Source organism: Mesorhizobium sp. M1142 (assembly GCF_040318565.1).
GTDB lineage: Bacteria > Pseudomonadota > Alphaproteobacteria > Rhizobiales > Rhizobiaceae > Mesorhizobium.
This window is the reverse complement of the sequence record NZ_JAMYMK010000005.1, coordinates 197,525-213,753: the sequence shown is the minus strand read 5'-3', so window position 1 is coordinate 213,753 and position 16,229 is coordinate 197,525. Positions and strand designations below refer to the sequence as shown.

The 16,229-nt window shown below is 63.2% G+C and carries 16 protein-coding genes; 5 read left to right on the top strand and 11 right to left on the bottom strand.

All coding sequences use genetic code 11. The annotated features are described in order from the left end of the window. Window positions 1-13 precede the first annotated feature (13 nt). The 9 genes from NKH42_RS11235 to mdh all read right to left on the bottom strand — a co-directional run bounded on the left by NKH42_RS11235 (window position 14) and on the right by mdh (window position 9,822). Window positions 14-769, bottom strand: coding sequence for an SDR family oxidoreductase (locus NKH42_RS11235; RefSeq protein WP_352691065.1), 756 nt, complete (start codon window positions 767-769; stop codon window positions 14-16). Continuing rightward, window positions 766-1,221 carry a hypothetical protein gene (locus NKH42_RS11230; RefSeq protein ID WP_502896082.1) on the bottom strand — a complete coding sequence of 152 codons (456 nt, stop codon included), beginning with the start codon at window positions 1,219-1,221 and terminating at the stop codon, window positions 766-768. The genes NKH42_RS11235 and NKH42_RS11230 overlap by 4 nt, the downstream gene beginning before the upstream one ends. Window positions 1,222-1,318: 97 nt before the next feature. Then, the gene (gene odhB / locus NKH42_RS11225) at window positions 1,319-2,620 is read right to left on the bottom strand and encodes a 2-oxoglutarate dehydrogenase complex dihydrolipoyllysine-residue succinyltransferase (RefSeq protein WP_352974075.1); all 1,302 of its coding nucleotides are present in this window, start codon (window positions 2,618-2,620) and stop codon (window positions 1,319-1,321) included. A 29-nt stretch (window positions 2,621-2,649) separates the two neighbouring features. Next, window positions 2,650-5,637, bottom strand: coding sequence for a 2-oxoglutarate dehydrogenase E1 component (locus NKH42_RS11220; protein ID WP_352974074.1), 2,988 nt, complete (start codon window positions 5,635-5,637; stop codon window positions 2,650-2,652). Between the two features lie 131 nt (window positions 5,638-5,768). Next, entirely contained in the window at window positions 5,769-6,671 is a 903-nt protein-coding gene (gene sucD / locus NKH42_RS11215) for a succinate--CoA ligase subunit alpha (RefSeq protein WP_352691069.1), read from the bottom strand. 49 nt (window positions 6,672-6,720) lie between these two features. Beyond that, entirely contained in the window at window positions 6,721-7,092 is a 372-nt protein-coding gene (locus NKH42_RS11210) for a cupin domain-containing protein (protein WP_352691071.1), read from the bottom strand. Between the two features lie 32 nt (window positions 7,093-7,124). Then, a complete protein-coding gene (locus NKH42_RS11205; RefSeq protein ID WP_352691072.1) occupies window positions 7,125-7,616 on the bottom strand; it encodes a hypothetical protein in 492 nt (163 codons plus the stop codon). Further along, window positions 7,616-8,812 (bottom strand): ADP-forming succinate--CoA ligase subunit beta, encoded by a 1,197-nt coding sequence (sucC, locus tag NKH42_RS11200; RefSeq protein ID WP_352691074.1) that lies wholly within the window; start codon window positions 8,810-8,812, stop codon window positions 7,616-7,618. The genes NKH42_RS11205 and sucC overlap by 1 nt, the downstream gene beginning before the upstream one ends. Before the next feature lie 41 nt (window positions 8,813-8,853). Then, on the bottom strand, window positions 8,854-9,822 hold the full coding sequence (gene mdh / locus NKH42_RS11195; protein WP_352507328.1) for a malate dehydrogenase: 969 nt from the start codon (window positions 9,820-9,822) through the stop codon (window positions 8,854-8,856). Window positions 9,823-10,054: 232 nt separating this feature from the next. Between mdh and NKH42_RS11190 the strand changes: the two genes are divergently transcribed. After that, a complete protein-coding gene (locus tag NKH42_RS11190; protein ID WP_352691076.1) occupies window positions 10,055-10,483 on the top strand; it encodes a GNAT family N-acetyltransferase in 429 nt (142 codons plus the stop codon). A 26-nt stretch (window positions 10,484-10,509) separates the two neighbouring features. Here NKH42_RS11190 and zapE read toward each other — a convergent pair whose 3' ends face one another. Both zapE and NKH42_RS11180 read right to left on the bottom strand, forming a co-directional pair. After that, window positions 10,510-11,718: a cell division protein ZapE gene (zapE, locus tag NKH42_RS11185; protein WP_352691077.1), complete on the bottom strand. Its 1,209-nt coding sequence runs from the start codon at window positions 11,716-11,718 to the stop codon at window positions 10,510-10,512. Window positions 11,719-11,862: 144 nt separating this feature from the next. Further along, window positions 11,863-12,402: a protease inhibitor Inh/omp19 family protein gene (locus NKH42_RS11180; protein ID WP_352479663.1), complete on the bottom strand. Its 540-nt coding sequence runs from the start codon at window positions 12,400-12,402 to the stop codon at window positions 11,863-11,865. Window positions 12,403-12,715: 313 nt separating this feature from the next. Here NKH42_RS11180 and NKH42_RS11175 point away from each other — a divergent pair, with 313 nt between their 5' ends. The 4 genes from NKH42_RS11175 to mtaB all read left to right on the top strand — a co-directional run bounded on the left by NKH42_RS11175 (window position 12,716) and on the right by mtaB (window position 16,219). Then, on the top strand, window positions 12,716-13,726 hold the full coding sequence (locus tag NKH42_RS11175; protein ID WP_352691078.1) for an MBL fold metallo-hydrolase: 1,011 nt from the start codon (window positions 12,716-12,718) through the stop codon (window positions 13,724-13,726). Between the two features lie 71 nt (window positions 13,727-13,797). Further along, window positions 13,798-13,959, top strand: coding sequence for a DUF1328 family protein (locus NKH42_RS11170; RefSeq protein ID WP_031195454.1), 162 nt, complete (start codon window positions 13,798-13,800; stop codon window positions 13,957-13,959). 74 nt (window positions 13,960-14,033) lie between these two features. Continuing rightward, window positions 14,034-14,918, top strand: a complete 885-nt coding sequence (gene dapF / locus NKH42_RS11165) for a diaminopimelate epimerase (RefSeq protein WP_352691079.1) — start codon at window positions 14,034-14,036, stop codon at window positions 14,916-14,918. Continuing rightward, the gene (gene mtaB / locus NKH42_RS11160; protein WP_352507333.1) at window positions 14,918-16,219 is read left to right on the top strand and encodes a tRNA (N(6)-L-threonylcarbamoyladenosine(37)-C(2))-methylthiotransferase MtaB; all 1,302 of its coding nucleotides are present in this window, start codon (window positions 14,918-14,920) and stop codon (window positions 16,217-16,219) included. The genes dapF and mtaB overlap by 1 nt, the downstream gene beginning before the upstream one ends. The last annotated feature ends 10 nt before the right edge of the window (window positions 16,220-16,229 follow it).

Genomic DNA, 16,229 nt, shown 5'->3' with positions numbered 1-16,229 from the left:
TGTCCCTTTTGCTTTAGCGGCCGCCGCCGATTTCCAGATTGGCGCCTGTTGTGTAGGACGCCTCGTCCGACAGCAGCCACAGAATTGCGGCTGCGACTTCCTCGGCGGTGCCGACGCGCTGCATGGGCACCACCTTGCGCATTCTCTCGGCGCGATCCGGCTGACCGCCGGAGGCATGAATTTCGGTGTCGATGATGCCCGGGCTGACCGCGTTGACACGAATGCCTTCGCCGGCCACTTCGCGGGCAAGCCCGATGGTGAAGGAATCGAGCGCGCCCTTCGAGGCGGCGTAGTCGACATATTGACCCGGCCCGCCAAGCCTTGCCGCGATCGAAGAAACATTGGCGATGGCGCCACCCTTGCCGCCATGCCTGGTCGACATCCGCTTCACCGCCTCGCGGGCGCAAAGCATCGGCGCGATCACATTGATGCGCATCATGCGCTCCAGCCTTGCAGCGCTAAACTCGTCGACGCGCGCGCTCTGGTCGACCACGCCGGCATTGTTGACGAGCGCGTCGAGCCGACCGAAACGGGCATCGACAGCCTCGAACATGGCCAATACGTCCGTCTCGCTGCCGACATCGGCCTTGACTGTGAAGGCTTCTCCGCCAGCAGCCTCGATGTCGGCGACCACCGTTTCGGCGGCTTTTGCATTCGACGCGTAATTGACCGCAATGCGATAGCCGGCCTTGGCGGCAAGCCTGCATGTAGCGGCGCCAATGCCGCGGCTACCGCCGGTCACCAGCAGGATCTTTCCGCTCGCGCTCATTCCTGACATCCCTTCAGGGCAAAGACGTCCCAGGGCACCCTGGAAAAGCCGTTGGCGCCATAGGCCGCCGACATCTGCAACGACGCTCCCAAGTCAGGCAAGATCAGCTTCTTCGGCGCATCCTTTCCTTCGCCCGGCAGCAACGCGATATTGCCCTGGTCGTCGGCAGTGTAGATGACGCTCTCCCACACCGTGCAGGCGGCGAGCTCGTCGCCGGTGACGTCGCCGGCCGGGCATTTATACATCAGCGACCCATGCGGCCGCGCCACGCCCTCCGTCCACATGACGATGCCGTCGAGCACGACGCCGTTGTCGAGCACCATCTTGAAGGTATTGGTGACGGTAGCCGACCCCATGGTCGGCCTGAAATCGATCTCGGCGGCGTTCTCAGGATCGCCATAGACGGCCAGTTCGAGCGGGCAGGCGGCAAGGGCCGCGGAGACCGTCTGCACGCCGAGTGCGCAGATTGTGACAAACAAACCGGACCGGAAACGGCACGAACTCATCCGGCGGCGCAGATCCATGCTCCGGCCCACGTCGGCCGCCCCCTTAGAGGTCGAGCACCAGCCGCTCAGGATCCTCCAGGCTTTCCTTGACCCGCACCAGGAAGGTCACCGCTTCCTTGCCGTCGACGATGCGGTGGTCGTAGGACAGCGCCAGATACATCATCGGCCGGATGACGATCTGGCCGCCGACCACCACCGGCCGCTCCTGGATCTTGTGCATACCCAGAATGCCGGACTGCGGTGCATTGAGGATCGGCGTCGACATCAGCGACCCGTAAACGCCACCGTTGGAAATCGTGAACGTGCCGCCTTGCATATCGGCGACGGAAAGCTTGCCGTCGCGCGCCGCAAGCCCCAGCCTGCCGATGTCCTTCTCGATTTCGGCGATGGACATCTGGTCGGCATTGCGCACAACCGGCACGACAAGGCCTTTCTCTGTACCGACGGCAACGCCGATATGAGCGTAGTTCTTAAAGATGATGTCGGTGCCGTCGATCTCGGCATTGACCGACGGGATCTCCTTCAGCGCATGGGTGACGGCCTTGGTGAAGAAGCCCATGAAGCCGAGCTTCACGCCGTGCTTCTTCTCGAACACGTCCTTGTATTTGCTCCTCAGCGCCATCACCGCGCTCATGTCGACCTCGTTGAAGGTGGTCAGCATGGCGGCGGTCGATTGCGCTTCCTTGAGGCGCCGCGCAATGGTCTGGCGCAGCTTGGTCATGCGCACGCGCTCCTCGCGCGACGCATCGTCGGCAGCGGACGGCGCGCGCGCGGCAACGGGTGCCGGTACAGGCGCGGCCTTGGGCATTTCTGCCGGCTGCGACGGCGCGCCCCTGGCGATAAGGTCGAGCACGTCGCCTTTCAGCACCTGGCCGCGCTTGCCCGAGCCCGACACCTGGTCGACCGCGAGATTGTGCTCGGCCAGCAGCTTTGCCGCCGACGGCGCCGGCGGCATGGTGCGCGTCTCGATCGCGCCGGCGTCGCCGGCAATCTTGGCCGTCTCGGCCGCAGCCTGCTTGACGCTCGAGGCCGCAGTCGGAGCCGAGGCCTGCGACACCGCCTCCTGCTTCGTTGCCGGAGCGGCGGCGGCATTGGCTGCCCCGCCGGCGCCTGCCGAAATCGTGCCGAGCAGTGCGCCGACGCCGACCGTCTCGCCTTCTTTGACGGCGATCTCGGCGAGCGTGCCCGCGGCGACGGCCGGCACTTCCACCGTCACCTTGTCGGTTTCGAGCTCGACGAGCGGCTCATCGGCGGCGATCGCGTCGCCGACCTTCTTGAACCACTTGCCGATGGTCGCCTCGGTGACTGACTCACCAAGTGTCGGAACGCGGATTTCGGTTGCCATTGTGCCTGTCCGTTTCTTTCGGTTCTGTTCTATTCACCAAGCGCGTCGTCGAGCAAGGCGGCAAGCTGGGCGAGATGCTTCGACATCAATCCGGTCGCCGGCGAGGCGGCGGCCGGCCCGCCGGTATAGCGCACCCGCTGATGCTTGGCGTCGATATGTGCCAGCACCCATTCGAGATACGGGTCGATGAACGACCAGGCGCCCATGTTCTTGGGCTCCTCCTGGCACCACACCATCTCGGCATTACGGAAGCGCGACAGTTCGGTGATCAGCGCCTTGGCCGGGAACGGATAGAGCTGCTCGACGCGCAGCAAATAGATGTCGTTGATGCCGCGCTTCTCGCGCTCTTCGTAGAGGTCGTAATAGACCTTGCCCGAACAGAGCACGACACGGCGGATTTTCGAATCCTTGGTGAGCTTGATGGCCTGGCCTGACAGCAGCTGCGCGTCGTCCCACAACAGCCGGTGAAAGGCGCTTTCGCCCGACATTTCCGGCAGCGTCGACACCGCCCGCTTGTGGCGCAGCAGCGACTTCGGCGTCATCAGGATCAGCGGCTTACGGAAGTCCCGCTTCAATTGCCGACGCAAGATGTGGAAGTAATTGGCCGGCGTCGTGACGTTGGCGACCTGCATGTTGTCTTCGGCGCAAAGCTGCAGGAAGCGCTCGAGCCGGGCCGACGAATGCTCAGGCCCCTGGCCTTCATAGCCATGCGGCAGCAGGCAGACGAGGCCCGACATTCTGAGCCATTTGCGCTCGCCCGACGAGATGAACTGGTCGAACACCACCTGGGCGCCGTTGGCGAAGTCGCCGAACTGCGCTTCCCACAGCGTCAGCGCCTTCGGCTCGGCCAGCGAGTAGCCATATTCGAAGCCGAGCACGGCCTCTTCCGACAACATCGAGTTGATGACCTCGAAGCCGGCCTGCGCCGCCGACAGATTGTTGAGCGGGATATAGCGTGTCTCGTCGCGCTGGTCGTAGAGCACGGAATGGCGCTGCGAGAAGGTGCCGCGCTCCGAATCCTGTCCGGACAGCCGGATCGGATTGCCGTCGAGCAGGATGGCGCCGAAGGCCAGCGCCTCGGCCGTCGACCAGTCGATGCCTTCGCCGGACTCGATCGCCTGGCGGCGATTGTCGAGGAAGCGGATGATCGTCTTGTGCGCCTCGAAATCCTTCGGCACCTCGGTCAGTTTCTTGCCGATCTCCTTCAGCGTCTTGACCGGCACGGCGGTCTTGCCGCGCCGCTGTTCGTCCTGGTTGTCGGCCGAGCGCAAGCCGGACCACGCGCCGTCCAGCCAGTCGGCCTTGTTCGGTTTGTAATGCTGGCCGACCTCGAATTCCTGCTCGAGATGCGCCCGCCAATCGGCCTTCATCTTTTCGAACTCGGCCTGGGTGATGTGGCCTTCGGAAATCAGCCGGTCGGCATAGATCTGCACCGTCGTCTTCTGGTTGCGGATCTTGCGATACATGATCGGCTGGGTGAAGGCGGGCTCGTCGCCCTCATTGTGGCCGAAGCGGCGGTAGCAGAACATGTCCACCACGACAGGCTTGTGGAACTTCATGCGGAATTCGATCGCCACCTTGGTGGCATGGACCACGGCTTCCGGATCGTCGCCGTTGACGTGGAAGATCGGCGCCTCGATCATCTTGGCCACGTCGGACGGATAGGGCGACGAACGCGAAAAGCGCGGGTTGGTGGTGAAGCCGATCTGGTTGTTGATGATGAAATGCAGCGTGCCGGCGACGCGGTGGCCGCGCAGGCCGGACAGGCCGAGGATTTCGGCAATCACGCCCTGGCCGGCAAAGGCGGCGTCGCCGTGCAGCAGCAACGGCAGCACCTTGGCACGCTCCTCCAGCGGCACGATCTCCTCGCGGCTGCGGCCGAACAAATAGTCCTGTTTGGCGCGCGCCTTGCCCATCACCACCGGATCGACGATTTCCAGATGCGAAGGATTGGCGGTCAGCGACAGATGCACCTTGTTGCCGTCGAACTCGCGATCCGACGAAGCACCGAGATGGTACTTCACGTCGCCCGAGCCTTCGACCTCGTCGGGCGCGGCCGAGCCGCCCTTGAACTCGTGGAAAATGGCGCGGTGCGGCTTGGCCATCACCTGTGACAGCACGTTCAGCCGGCCGCGATGCGCCATGCCGAGCACGATCTCCTTCATGCCGAGCTGGCCGCCGCGCTTGATGATCTGCTCCAGCGCCGGGATCAGCGACTCGCCGCCATCAAGGCCGAAGCGCTTGGTGCCCTTGTACTTGACGTCGATGAATTGCTCGAAGCCTTCCGCCTCGACAAGCTTCTGCAGGATCGCCTTCTTGCCGGCTGCGGTGAAGGAGATCTCCTTGTCGGTACCCTCGATGCGCGCCTGGATCCAGGCCTTCTCCTCGGGATCGGAAATATGCATGAATTCGACGCCGAGCGTCGAGCAATAGGTCCGGGTCAGGATATCGAGCATCTGTCGGATGGTGCCGAATTCCAGCCCGAGCACATTGTCGAGGAAGATCGGCCGGTCGTAGTCGGCTTCGGTGAAGCCGTAATTCTCCGGCGACAGCTCGTTATAATCCTCCAGCGGCTTGGCAATGCCAAGCGGATCGAGATTGGCGTGCAGGTGGCCGCGCATGCGGAAGGCGCGGATCATCATGATGGCGCGGACGGAATCGCGCGTCGCCTGATGCACGTCGGCGTCGGAAAGCGCTGCGCCGTTGCCGGCTGCCCTGTCCTTGACCTTCTTTTCGATGTGCTTTTCGACCAGGCCCCAATTGCCGTCCAGCGCCGAGACCAGCTCGCCATTGGCCTGCATCGGCCAGGAGGGCTTGGCCCAAGACGCGCCCTTGGCGTTCCTGCGCACGTCGCCGGCGTCATCCTTCAGCGCCGCGAAGAAGTCCTGCCATTCGGGATCGACCGAAGCGGGATCGTCCTCGTAGGCGGCATAGAGCGCGTCGATATAATCGGCATTACCGCCATAGAGGAAAGAGGTAAGCGAAAACTGGTCGTTGGCCTGATCTTGTCTTGCCATTTTTGTCCGCGGAGCCGCGCTCCGTCTCCTTTTCAGAGCGAATAGAGAGTAGCGAATAGCGAGTAGGGATTTTCCCTGGTTCGCGCCGTTACTCTGTTCTTACCTATTCGCTATTCACTACTCGCTACTCACTAACCTTTGATCGCCTCGACCAGCGTCGTGCCGAGCCGGGCCGGCGATGGCGAAACCTTGATGCCGGCCGATTCCATCGCCGCGATCTTGTCTTCCGCACCGCCCTTGCCGCCGGAGATGACCGCGCCCGCATGACCCATGGTGCGGCCGGCCGGCGCTGTGCGCCCGGCGATAAAGCCGGCCATCGGCTTGCTGCGGCCGCGCTTTGCCTCGTCCTTGAGGAACTGCGCGGCGTCTTCCTCGGCCGAACCGCCGATCTCACCGATCATGATGATCGACTTGGTCTCGTCGTCGGCGAGGAACATCTCCAGCACGTCTATGAACTCCGTGCCTTTGACCGGGTCGCCGCCGATGCCGACGGCGGTGGTCTGGCCGAGACCGACATTGGTGGTCTGGAACACCGCCTCATAAGTAAGCGTTCCCGAGCGCGAAACAACGCCGACCGAGCCCTTGCGGAAGATGTTGCCGGGCATGATGCCGATCTTGCATTCGTCGGGCGTCAGCACGCCGGGGCAGTTCGGCCCGATCAGCCGCGATGTCGAGCGGTCGAGCCTTGCCTTGACCTTGATCATGTCCATCACCGGTATGCCCTCGGTGATGCAGACGATCAGCGGGATCTCGGCCTCGATCGCTTCCAGGATCGCTTCGGCAGCACCCGCCGGCGGCACGTAGACGACGGAGGCATTGGCGCCGGTCTTCGCCTTGCCTTCGGCAACGGTGGAGAAGATCGGCAGCGTCTCGCCCTTGGCGCCGGTCCAGGTCTCGCCGCCCTTCTTGGGGTGGATGCCGCCGACCATCTTTGTGCCGTGATAGGCGAGCGCCTGTTCGGTGTGGAACGTGCCGGTCTTGCCGGTCAGGCCCTGCACTAGCACCTTGGTGTTCTTGTCGACGAGAATGGACATGGTGGTCCTTTTTAAAAACCGTTGATCGGGGAAGGCCGCACGCTCATGGTCACAACCGCTTCAGGTCGGCGACGGTGAGGTCGCTTTTGGCGTTGCCAGTGTTGAGCGTCGTCGCCGGCTCGAACATCAGCACGACAGGTTCCTCGCTCAGCGAGCGCGGCCGGTGCTCGACGGCGCGCGGCACGACGATGAACTCGCCGCTGCCAAGTTCCACCGTGCCGTCGCGGAAATCGATGGCGATGCGGCCGCGCAGCACCAGGAACGCCTCGTCCTCATTGTCATGTGCGTGCCAGTCGAAGGCCTCGCCGAACTTGGCGATCTTGACCTGGCTGTCATTCACGTCGCCGGCAATATGCGGATCGAAGACCTTCTTGATCTTCGCATCCGCCGCCTCGACGAGGTTTATCTTGTGTGGAGGCATCGCCTAGCGACCTCGACCATGAAGTTCTGTGTTCAAGCTGGGCATTTTTTATTTCCGTGAACGACAGCACCGATCCATTGGCCCTTAGCCTCACGCGTAGTCACCACTTGGATAGGCAGATTGCCGTCTGCGGTCTTGAGCTCCCCGAGGGAATTGGGATCTTCATCCGCCTGGAACCTGCTACCATATCTGGAAAGCAGTCTTTTCAGGATCATATCCGCCGCGAGCTTCGGATTGTCTGTGCCAAAGGAAACCAGGCAATCGCATCTGCCACCCGAATTTCTGATCGAGGCAACGACTTCTGTAGCTTTGTAAATCAGACGTCCCTTCGCGCCGGCCAGGAAGCCGCTATTCCGGGCGGCCGCATTAAACCTGCCGAACCGAGGCGCGGTCGCCGGGCACAGACTCATGAACAAATTCACCCGCTTGCCGATCCAGGCAGGCGATGCCGGATCTTCAGCCGAAGTCGCCGCGCTGGCCCAAAAAGCCATGCCGCAGAGCGCTATGGCCAGCAACCGATGCATCAGTCGCCCTTCACCGCCGCGACAATCTTCTTGGCTGCGTCATCGAGGTCATCGGCCGACACCACGTTCAGTCCACTGTCGTTGATGATCTTCTTGCCAAGCTCGGCATTGGTGCCTTCCAGCCGCACCACCAGCGGCACTTGCAGGCCGACCTCCTTGACCGCGGCGATGACGCCCTCGGCGATGATGTCGCACTTCATGATGCCGCCGAAGATGTTGATCAGGATGCCTTTGACCGCCGGATCCTTGGTGATGATCTTGAACGCCGCCGTCACCTTTTCTTTCGACGCGCCGCCGCCGACATCGAGGAAGTTGGCGGGCTCGGCGCCGTAGAGCTTGATGATGTCCATCGTCGCCATGGCAAGGCCGGCGCCGTTGACCATGCAGCCGATATTGCCGTCGAGCGCGACATAGGCGAGGTCGTATTTCGACGCCTCGATCTCCTTCTCGTCCTCTTCGGTGGTGTCGCGCAATTCGAGCACATCCGGGTGACGGAACAGCGCATTGTTGTCGAACGACACTTTTGCGTCGAGCACGCGAAGCCGGCCGCTCTTCATGACGATCAGCGGGTTGACCTCGAGCAGGCTCATGTCCTTCTCGACAAACGCCTTGTAGAGGATCGGAAACAGCGTGGAGCCGTCCTTGGCGGCGTCGCCGTCGAGCCTCAGTGCGGCGTTGAGCTTCTTCACATCGTCGGCCGTCACGCCCTTTTCCGGGTCGATGGCGACGGTAATGATCTTTTCCGGCGTGTCGTGGGCGACCGCCTCGATGTCCATGCCGCCCTCGGTCGAGACGACGAAGGCGACGCGCCCGACCGAGCGGTCGACCAGGATCGACAGATAGAGCTCGCGCTCGATGTCGGCGCCGTCCTCTATATAGAGGCGGTTGACCTGCTTGCCGGACGGGCCGGTCTGCTTGGTGACCAGCGTGTGGCCGAGCATCTCCTTGGCGTTGGCGACGACCTCGGCCACCGACTTCGCCAGCCTGACGCCGCCCTTGGCATCGGGCCCGAGCTCCTTGAACTTGCCCTTGCCGCGGCCGCCGGCATGGATCTGGCTCTTGACCACATAGAGTGGGCCGGGCAGCGCCTTGGCGGCAGCTTCCGCCTCGCTCGCCTTGAACACCGGCACGCCCTCGGCCACCGGTGCGCCAAAGCCTTTCAGCAGCGCCTTGCCCTGATACTCATGGATGTTCATGCGCTATGTCTCCAGCTTGCTTGGCGGGCTTGGTTACCGGCTTACTTGGCCGCGAGATGTGGAGCGATCTTGACGCAGGCGTCGCACAGGCCCTGCACCGCCGCGACCGAATTGTCGAACATCTTCTGCTCGTTCTTTGTGAGCTCGATCTCGATGATCCGCTCGACGCCGCCGGCGCCGATCACCACGGGAACGCCGACATAGGTGTTCTTGACGCCATATTGGCCGGAGAGGTACGCCGCACAGGGCAGCACCCGCTTCTTGTCCTTGAGATAGGCTTCGGCCATGGCGATGGCCGAGGCGGCCGGCGCATAAAAGGCAGAGCCGGTCTTGAGCAGGCCGACGATCTCGGCGCCGCCGTCGCGGGTGCGCTGCACGATCTGGTCGAGCCGCTCCTTCGAGGTCCAGCCCATCTTGATGAGGTCGGGCAACGGGATGCCGGCAACCGTCGAATAGCGGATCATCGGCACCATGGAATCGCCATGGCCGCCGAGCACGAAGGCGGTGACGTCCTCGACCGAGACCTTGAATTCCTCGGCCAGGAAATAACGGAAGCGCGAACTGTCGAGCACGCCGGCCATGCCGACGACATGGCTCTTGGGCAGGCCGGAAAACTTCTGCAGCGCCCAGACCATGGCGTCGAGCGGATTGGTGATGCAGATGACGAAGGCTTTCGGCGCGTATTTCTTGAGGCCGGCGCCAACCTGCTCCATCACCTTCAGATTGATGCCCAGAAGATCGTCGCGGCTCATGCCGGGCTTGCGCGGCACGCCGGCGGTGACGATGCAGACGTCGGCGCCCTCGATGCCGGCATAGTCGTTGACGCCGGTCAGCCTGGAGTCGAACCCATCGACCGGCGACGACTGCGCGATGTCCAGCCCCTTGCCTTGCGGGATGCCTTCGGCGATATCGAACAGCACGACGTCGCCGAGATCCTTGAGGCCGACCATGTGGGCGAGGGTGCCGCCGATCATGCCCGAGCCGATGAGCGCTATCTTGTTGCGTGCCATGTCAGGATGTTTTCCCTTTGACTATGACGGCGCCCAAATCCTTGACGATTTGATGACGGCGTCGGAGGAAGAGGCCGGAATGCTGCGGAACCGCGAAATTCGCCGCACGCAATAGCCCCGGCCGCACAAAAATTCAAACGATTATTTTGCAGTGAATAATTTCAATCGGTTAGAAACAATGGGGATTACGTAAACGTCAACATTCTGGCGCCGACTAGAGGAATTCTACACAATGGCACTGGAAATCAGAAGGCTGTTTCCTGGCGATGACGCTCTTTTGATGCGGGTTGCCGACGAAGTCTTCGACGAGCCGGTCAGGCCGGATCGGCTCTCCGCCTATCTCGCGGAGCCCGGTCATTTCATGGTCGTGGCCCTCGCCGGCGGCATCGTCGTTGGCCAATGCGCAGCCGTCATCCACCGCCACCCGGACAAGGTGAGCGAACTCTACATAGACGAGGTCGGCGTGGCGCCGGCCTTTCAACGCCAGGGCATTGCGACGAGGATGCTCGACGCCATGTTCGCACTCGGTTGCGAGCATGGCTGTGAGGAGGCGTGGGTCGGCACCGAGCCGGACAATGTTGCTGCTCGCGCACTTTACGAGTCGCGAAAAGAGCCGCGTGGGCAGGCGGAGGGGTTCGTCATGTATGTTTATCGGTTATAGGCGCCGGCGGCAGCGGCCTCTCTTAACTATCCCTCACGCCTAAGCTGCCGTGCCTCGGTCGATGATCCCTGCGCCCTCTGCCTCTCCGCCCAGTTCTCCAGCCAGTCGTGGCTCTGCATCTCGATCAGCCGCGATGCGGTGCGCTCGAACTCGAAGACTTCGTTGCCGCGCTTGGCCGTATAGAGCTGCGCCGGCGGTGCCGCGGCGCTCATCACCAGCCGTACATGATGATCGTAGAGCGTATCGACCAGCAGGATGAAGCGCTTGGCTTCGTTGCGCTTGCCTTCGCCGAGCACCGGCACCCGGTCGATGACAATGGTCGAGAAACGGCTGGCAATGGCAAGATAGTCGCGGGCCCCGAGCGGCCTCTCGCAGAGATCGGCGAACGAAAACCGCGCCGCCTCGCCGGCAGTACGCGGCACCACGACGTGTCGGCCCTTAACCGTCAGCATCGTCTCGGCCGTCGGCCTGCCATGCGTCATCACCGCCCATAGCTCGTCGAGCGCATGGTCGGCGGCGGCATCGGCCGGGGTGATGTAGACCGGCATGCGGCTGAGCTTGTCTAGGCGGTAATCCTTGTCGGCGTCCAGCGCCAGCACGTGCGCGTGGCGCTCCAGGATAGCGACAAACGGCAAAAACAACTGACGGTTCAGGCCGTCGCGGTAGAGATCCTGCGGCGCGACATTGGAGGTGGCGACCAGCACCACGCCATTGGCAAACAACGCCGAAAACAACCTGGACAGGATCATCGCATCGGCGATGTCGGTGACCGAAAACTCGTCGAAGCACAGCACCCAGGCTTCCTCGGCAAGCGCGCGCGCCACCGGCGGGATCGGGTCGTCCTCCTTGACCGTACCCTCTTTACGCGCCTGCCGGTGCTTCTGGATGCGGTCCTGCACGTCGGCCATGAAATCGTTGAAATGCACGCGGCGCTTGCGCCGCACCGGCAACAGCTCGAAGAACATGTCCATCAGCATGGTCTTGCCGCGGCCGACGCCGCCATGGATATAGAGGCCCTTGACCGCCTCGTGCCCCTCGCGCTTGCGGGCGAACAACCACCCCAGCGCGCTTGATTTATGCGCCAGCCGCTTTGCCGATATCTCGTCGATCAGCCGGTCGAGCGCAGCGGCGATCCGCTCCTGCGCCGGATCGCGCCCGATGGCGCCCGTCTCGACCAGATGGTCATAGCGCTGCTTGACGGTCGCATGGGTCTGGAGGCCGTCACGCAGATGCATCGGTCACGTCGTTCCGGAGCAATTCCAAGAAAAGTGTGTAGCGGTTTTCTGTCCGGAATTGCGTAAAAAACAAAAGAGAGCAATTCCAGGAAAAGTATGTAGCGGTTTTCCGTCCGGAATTGCGTACCAATGGGGGCCGTTCTCTTACCTTGTAAGCGAGATCGGCAGGCCGTTGGAAGTCTGGCCGTCGAATTTCTCGCCGCCCGAGGAATAAAGCCGTGCCAGCGTGCCGCCATTCTCGTCATAGAGCGTCAGTTGCTTGCCGGCGACGTTCCAGGATTTGATGCCGTCGATCGGCGCCGGGCAATGCAGCGGTCCGGCGCGGTAGCCCGACCCGAATTTGGTCTGCGGCGTCGCCACCTGACAGCTCTGGCCGGACACGCTTGCTTTCCACACACCAGCGACGCTAGAGGCGGTCAGGTCGGCCGCACCGGCCGGCGCCGTCCCGTCGGGCGGCAGCGAGGCGACCTGCGTGTTCTGCGGCGCAGTCGGAAATTTCGACGGGTCGGCGGCGCCGGGTGTCGCCGGTGGCGGCAACTGGTTTGCAGTCACCTTGCCGGCAGGCGCAGCTTCCAGCGGCGCCGGCTGCTGCTCGTCCATCGATGAGAACCGCGAGGTCGAACAGCCGCTCGCAACGAGCGCGGCCAGCGATACGGCCAGCAGGCCGGTTTTCGAAAATTTCATTCTTCAACCTCCGTCGGATCGAGCTGGGGAAGCCGTCCGCGCAATGTCCCCCTCACCAAGATGGAGAAGGTGGCGAAATTTCAACCCGATATGGTTAAAATACGGTTTGCGCCGCTAATGTTGCAAATTTGTCGCAAAATGCACATTGCCTGAATTGCGTCGCGCCTTGGCCTTTGGCCGGCCTCTCCGGTTGATGCGATACGGCGCGCTGGCGTCAAATCCTTGGCGTTTCCTTGGCGTTCACCTCAATGCTTGTGCGGGCCGGCTCCGGCATTATCTCTTGGCGATCAGCAAACTGCAGGGAGCCGATTTCTTGGCCGCGAGAAAGAGAGCCGCCAACCGCTATTACAGCGGGCCGCCCAGCGATCATTTCGACGGCACCTTGTTCTTCAATCCCGGCGGACGGCCGCCGGGTCGCTTTGCCGATCTGTTGAAGTGGCAACTGAGCCGCGAGCGCTCGAAATGGCCGACGGCGGATCCGAGCCCGTTTCCGCCGGCAAGACCGGTCGAGCGCATCGATGGTTCTGCGCTGCGCCTCACCATGGTCGGTCATTCCTCGCTGCTCGTCCAGACAGCAGGCCTGAACATCCTGACCGATCCGGTCTGGTCGCGGCGTGTCTCGCCGCTCTCCTTCGCCGGGCCGAAACGCGTCAATCCGCCGGGCATCGCCTTTTCGCATTTGCCGCCGATCGACCTCGTGCTGGTCAGCCACAACCATTACGACCATCTCGACCTCGCCACGCTGAAGCGCCTGAAGGCAAAACACGACCCGCTGCTGCTGACGCCGCTTGGCAATGACACAATCATCGGCGCCGCCGTGCCCGGTATGCGGCTTTCCGCGCATGACTGGGGCGACCGAGTCGATATCGGCGATGGCGTCGCCGTCCATGTCGAGCCGGTGCATCACTGGTCGGCCCGCGGTACTCGCGACCGGCGCATGGCGCTGTGGGCGGGTTTCGTCGTCGAGACACCCGACGCAAAGATCTATTTCGCCGGCGACACCGGCTTCCATGGCGGCATCAATTACCGGCTGATGGCGCAAAAGCACGGTGGCTTCCGCCTCGCCATCCTGCCGATCGGCGCCTACGAGCCGCGCTGGTTCATGGCGCCTCATCACCAGGATCCGGAAGAGGCGGTGCAAGGCATGCTTTTGTGCAACGCCGCCTATGCCGCCGGCTGTCACTGGGGCACGTTCCGGCTCACCAACGAGCCGATCGAGGAGCCGCCCAGAAAGCTCGGCGAAGCGCTCGATGCTGCCGGCCTGCCGCGGCAACGTTTTCGCGCCTTGCGGCCGGGCGAAGTCTGGGACGTACCGGAGGTTTAGCGCGGCGGAACCTGAGGCATCACATAGACGTTTGTAGGTTGTTCAAACCTGTCGGTTGCGAGGTGCCTCTTATGATCAGGTGGATTATCATTCTTTTGATTATCGCGGCCGCGGCGAGCCTGCTCGGCATGCCGGCACTGGCCGGAGCCGCCGCTACTGGCGCGCGCATCCTCATCGGCATCGTGCTGATCATCTTCCTGCTGATCGTGCTTGGCGTCTTCGCGGTGACGTGAAAATCACGCCGCGCTGGTAATTTCTGCCGCTATCCGCCATATAGGCGCCAAACCGGCAAGAGACCTTTCGATCGATGGCAAGCGCGGCCCCTTTCGCCAAGATGAACGGCATCGGCAACGAAATCATCGTTGCCGATATGCGTGGCCGTGCCGATCGCGTGACGTCTGCGGCAGCCGTCGCGCTCAATGCCGACACGTCGACCCGGTTCGACCAGATCATGGCGATCCACGACGCCAAGACGCCGGGCACCGCCTTTTTCATCGATATCTTGAATTCCGACGGGACCAGCGCGCAAGCTTGCGGCAACGGCATGCGCTGTGTCGTCCAGGCGCTCGCCGCCGAGACCGGCCAGAAGACATTTGCCTTTGAAACAGTCGCCGGCATCCTAAACGCCGAGGAACATGCCGACGGAATGATCTCGGTCGACATGGGCAGGCCGCGCTTTGGCTGGCAGGACATCCCGCTGGCCGAGGAATTCCGCGACACCCGCATGATCGAGCTGCAGATCGGCCCGATCGATGCCCCGGTGCTGCATTCGCCGTCGGTCGTCTCGATGGGCAATCCGCACGCTATCTTCTGGGTCGACCGCGACGTCTGGTCCTACGAGCTCGAGCGCTTCGGCCCGCTGCTCGAAAACCACCCGATCTTCCCCGAGCGCGCCAACATCACCATCGCGCAGGTGACTTCGCCGGAGACCATGATCATCCGCACCTGGGAGCGCGGCGCCGGCCTGACCAGGGCCTGCGGCTCGGCCGCTTGCGCCGCCGTGGTCGCCGCGGCCCGCACCCGGCGCACCGGCCGCAGCGTCACACTGATAACGCCCGGCGGCGGCTCGCTGCATGTTCTGTGGCGCGACGACGACCACGTCATCCTCACCGGTGCCGCCGAATGGGAATTTTCCGGCAGCTTCGATCCGGCGACCGGGGCGTGGGCGCGCGACACCGAAAGCGCCGCCTGATGGCTCCTCTTGGCAACAAGGGCATCGAGGTCGTCACCTTCGGTTGCCGGCTGAACACCTATGAATCCGAGGTGATGCGGCGTGAAGCCGAAAGTGCGGGCCTCGGCGGCCTCGAAGGCGGCGCCATCATCTTCAACACCTGCGCCGTCACCGGCGAGGCTGTACGCCAAGCCAAGCAGTCGATCAGAAAAGCCCGCCGTGAGAACCCGGCCGCCCGCATCATCGTCACCGGCTGCGCCGCGCAGACCGGCCCGCAGGATTTCGTCGCCATGGACGAGGTCGACCTCGTCCTCGGCAATGAGGAAAAGCTGAAGGCGCATTCCTATCGCGCGCTGCCGGATTTCGGCGTCAACGACACCGAAAAGGCGCGCGTCAACGATATTTTTTCGGTACGCGAGACGGCCGCCCACATGGTCGACGCCATCGAGGGCCGGGCACGCGCTTTCGTCCAGGTGCAGAACGGCTGCGACCACCGCTGCACCTTCTGCATCATTCCCTACGGTCGCGGCAATTCGCGCTCCGTGCCGATGGGCGCCGTGGTCGAGCAGGTCAAGCGACTCGTCGGCAATGGTTATGCCGAGATCGTGCTGACCGGCGTCGACATGACCAGTTTCGGCGCCGACCTGGCTGGCGCACCGAAGCTCGGCAAATTGGTCAAGACCATCCTGAAGCAGGCGCCCGACATGAAGCGCCTGCGGCTTTCCTCCATCGATTCGATCGAGGCCGACGACGATCTGCTGGACGCCATCGCCACCGAGCCCAGGCTGATGCCGCATCTGCATCTGTCGCTGCAATCGGGTGACGACATGATCCTGAAGCGGATGAAGCGCCGGCACAGCCGCGACCAGTCGATCCGCTTTTGCGAGGATGTGCGCAAACTGCGCCCCGGTATCGTTTTCGGCGCAGACATCATCGCCGGCTTCCCGACCGAGACGGACGCCATGTTCGAAAACTCGCTGGAGATCGTCGAGGAATGCGGCCTGACGCATCTTCATGTCTTCCCGTTTTCGCCGCGCGAAGGCACGCCCGCCGCGCGCATGCCGCAGCTCCGCCGCGACGTCGTCAAGCAACGCGCGGCACGCCTGCGCACCGCCGGCGAGGCCGCCTATCGCCGCCATCTTGCCTCGCTCGCCGGAACGCATCAGTCGATCCTGGTCGAGCGTGACGGCCTTGGCCGCACCGAGGGGTTTACGCTGGCAGTGTTGTCGGCGGGCGCGCCTGGCGACATCGTCGAGGCTGATATCGCCGGCCATGACGGTATCAGACTGATCGCCGCGCCGCTTGCCGCCCGCGGCGTCTGAGAGCGCAAGA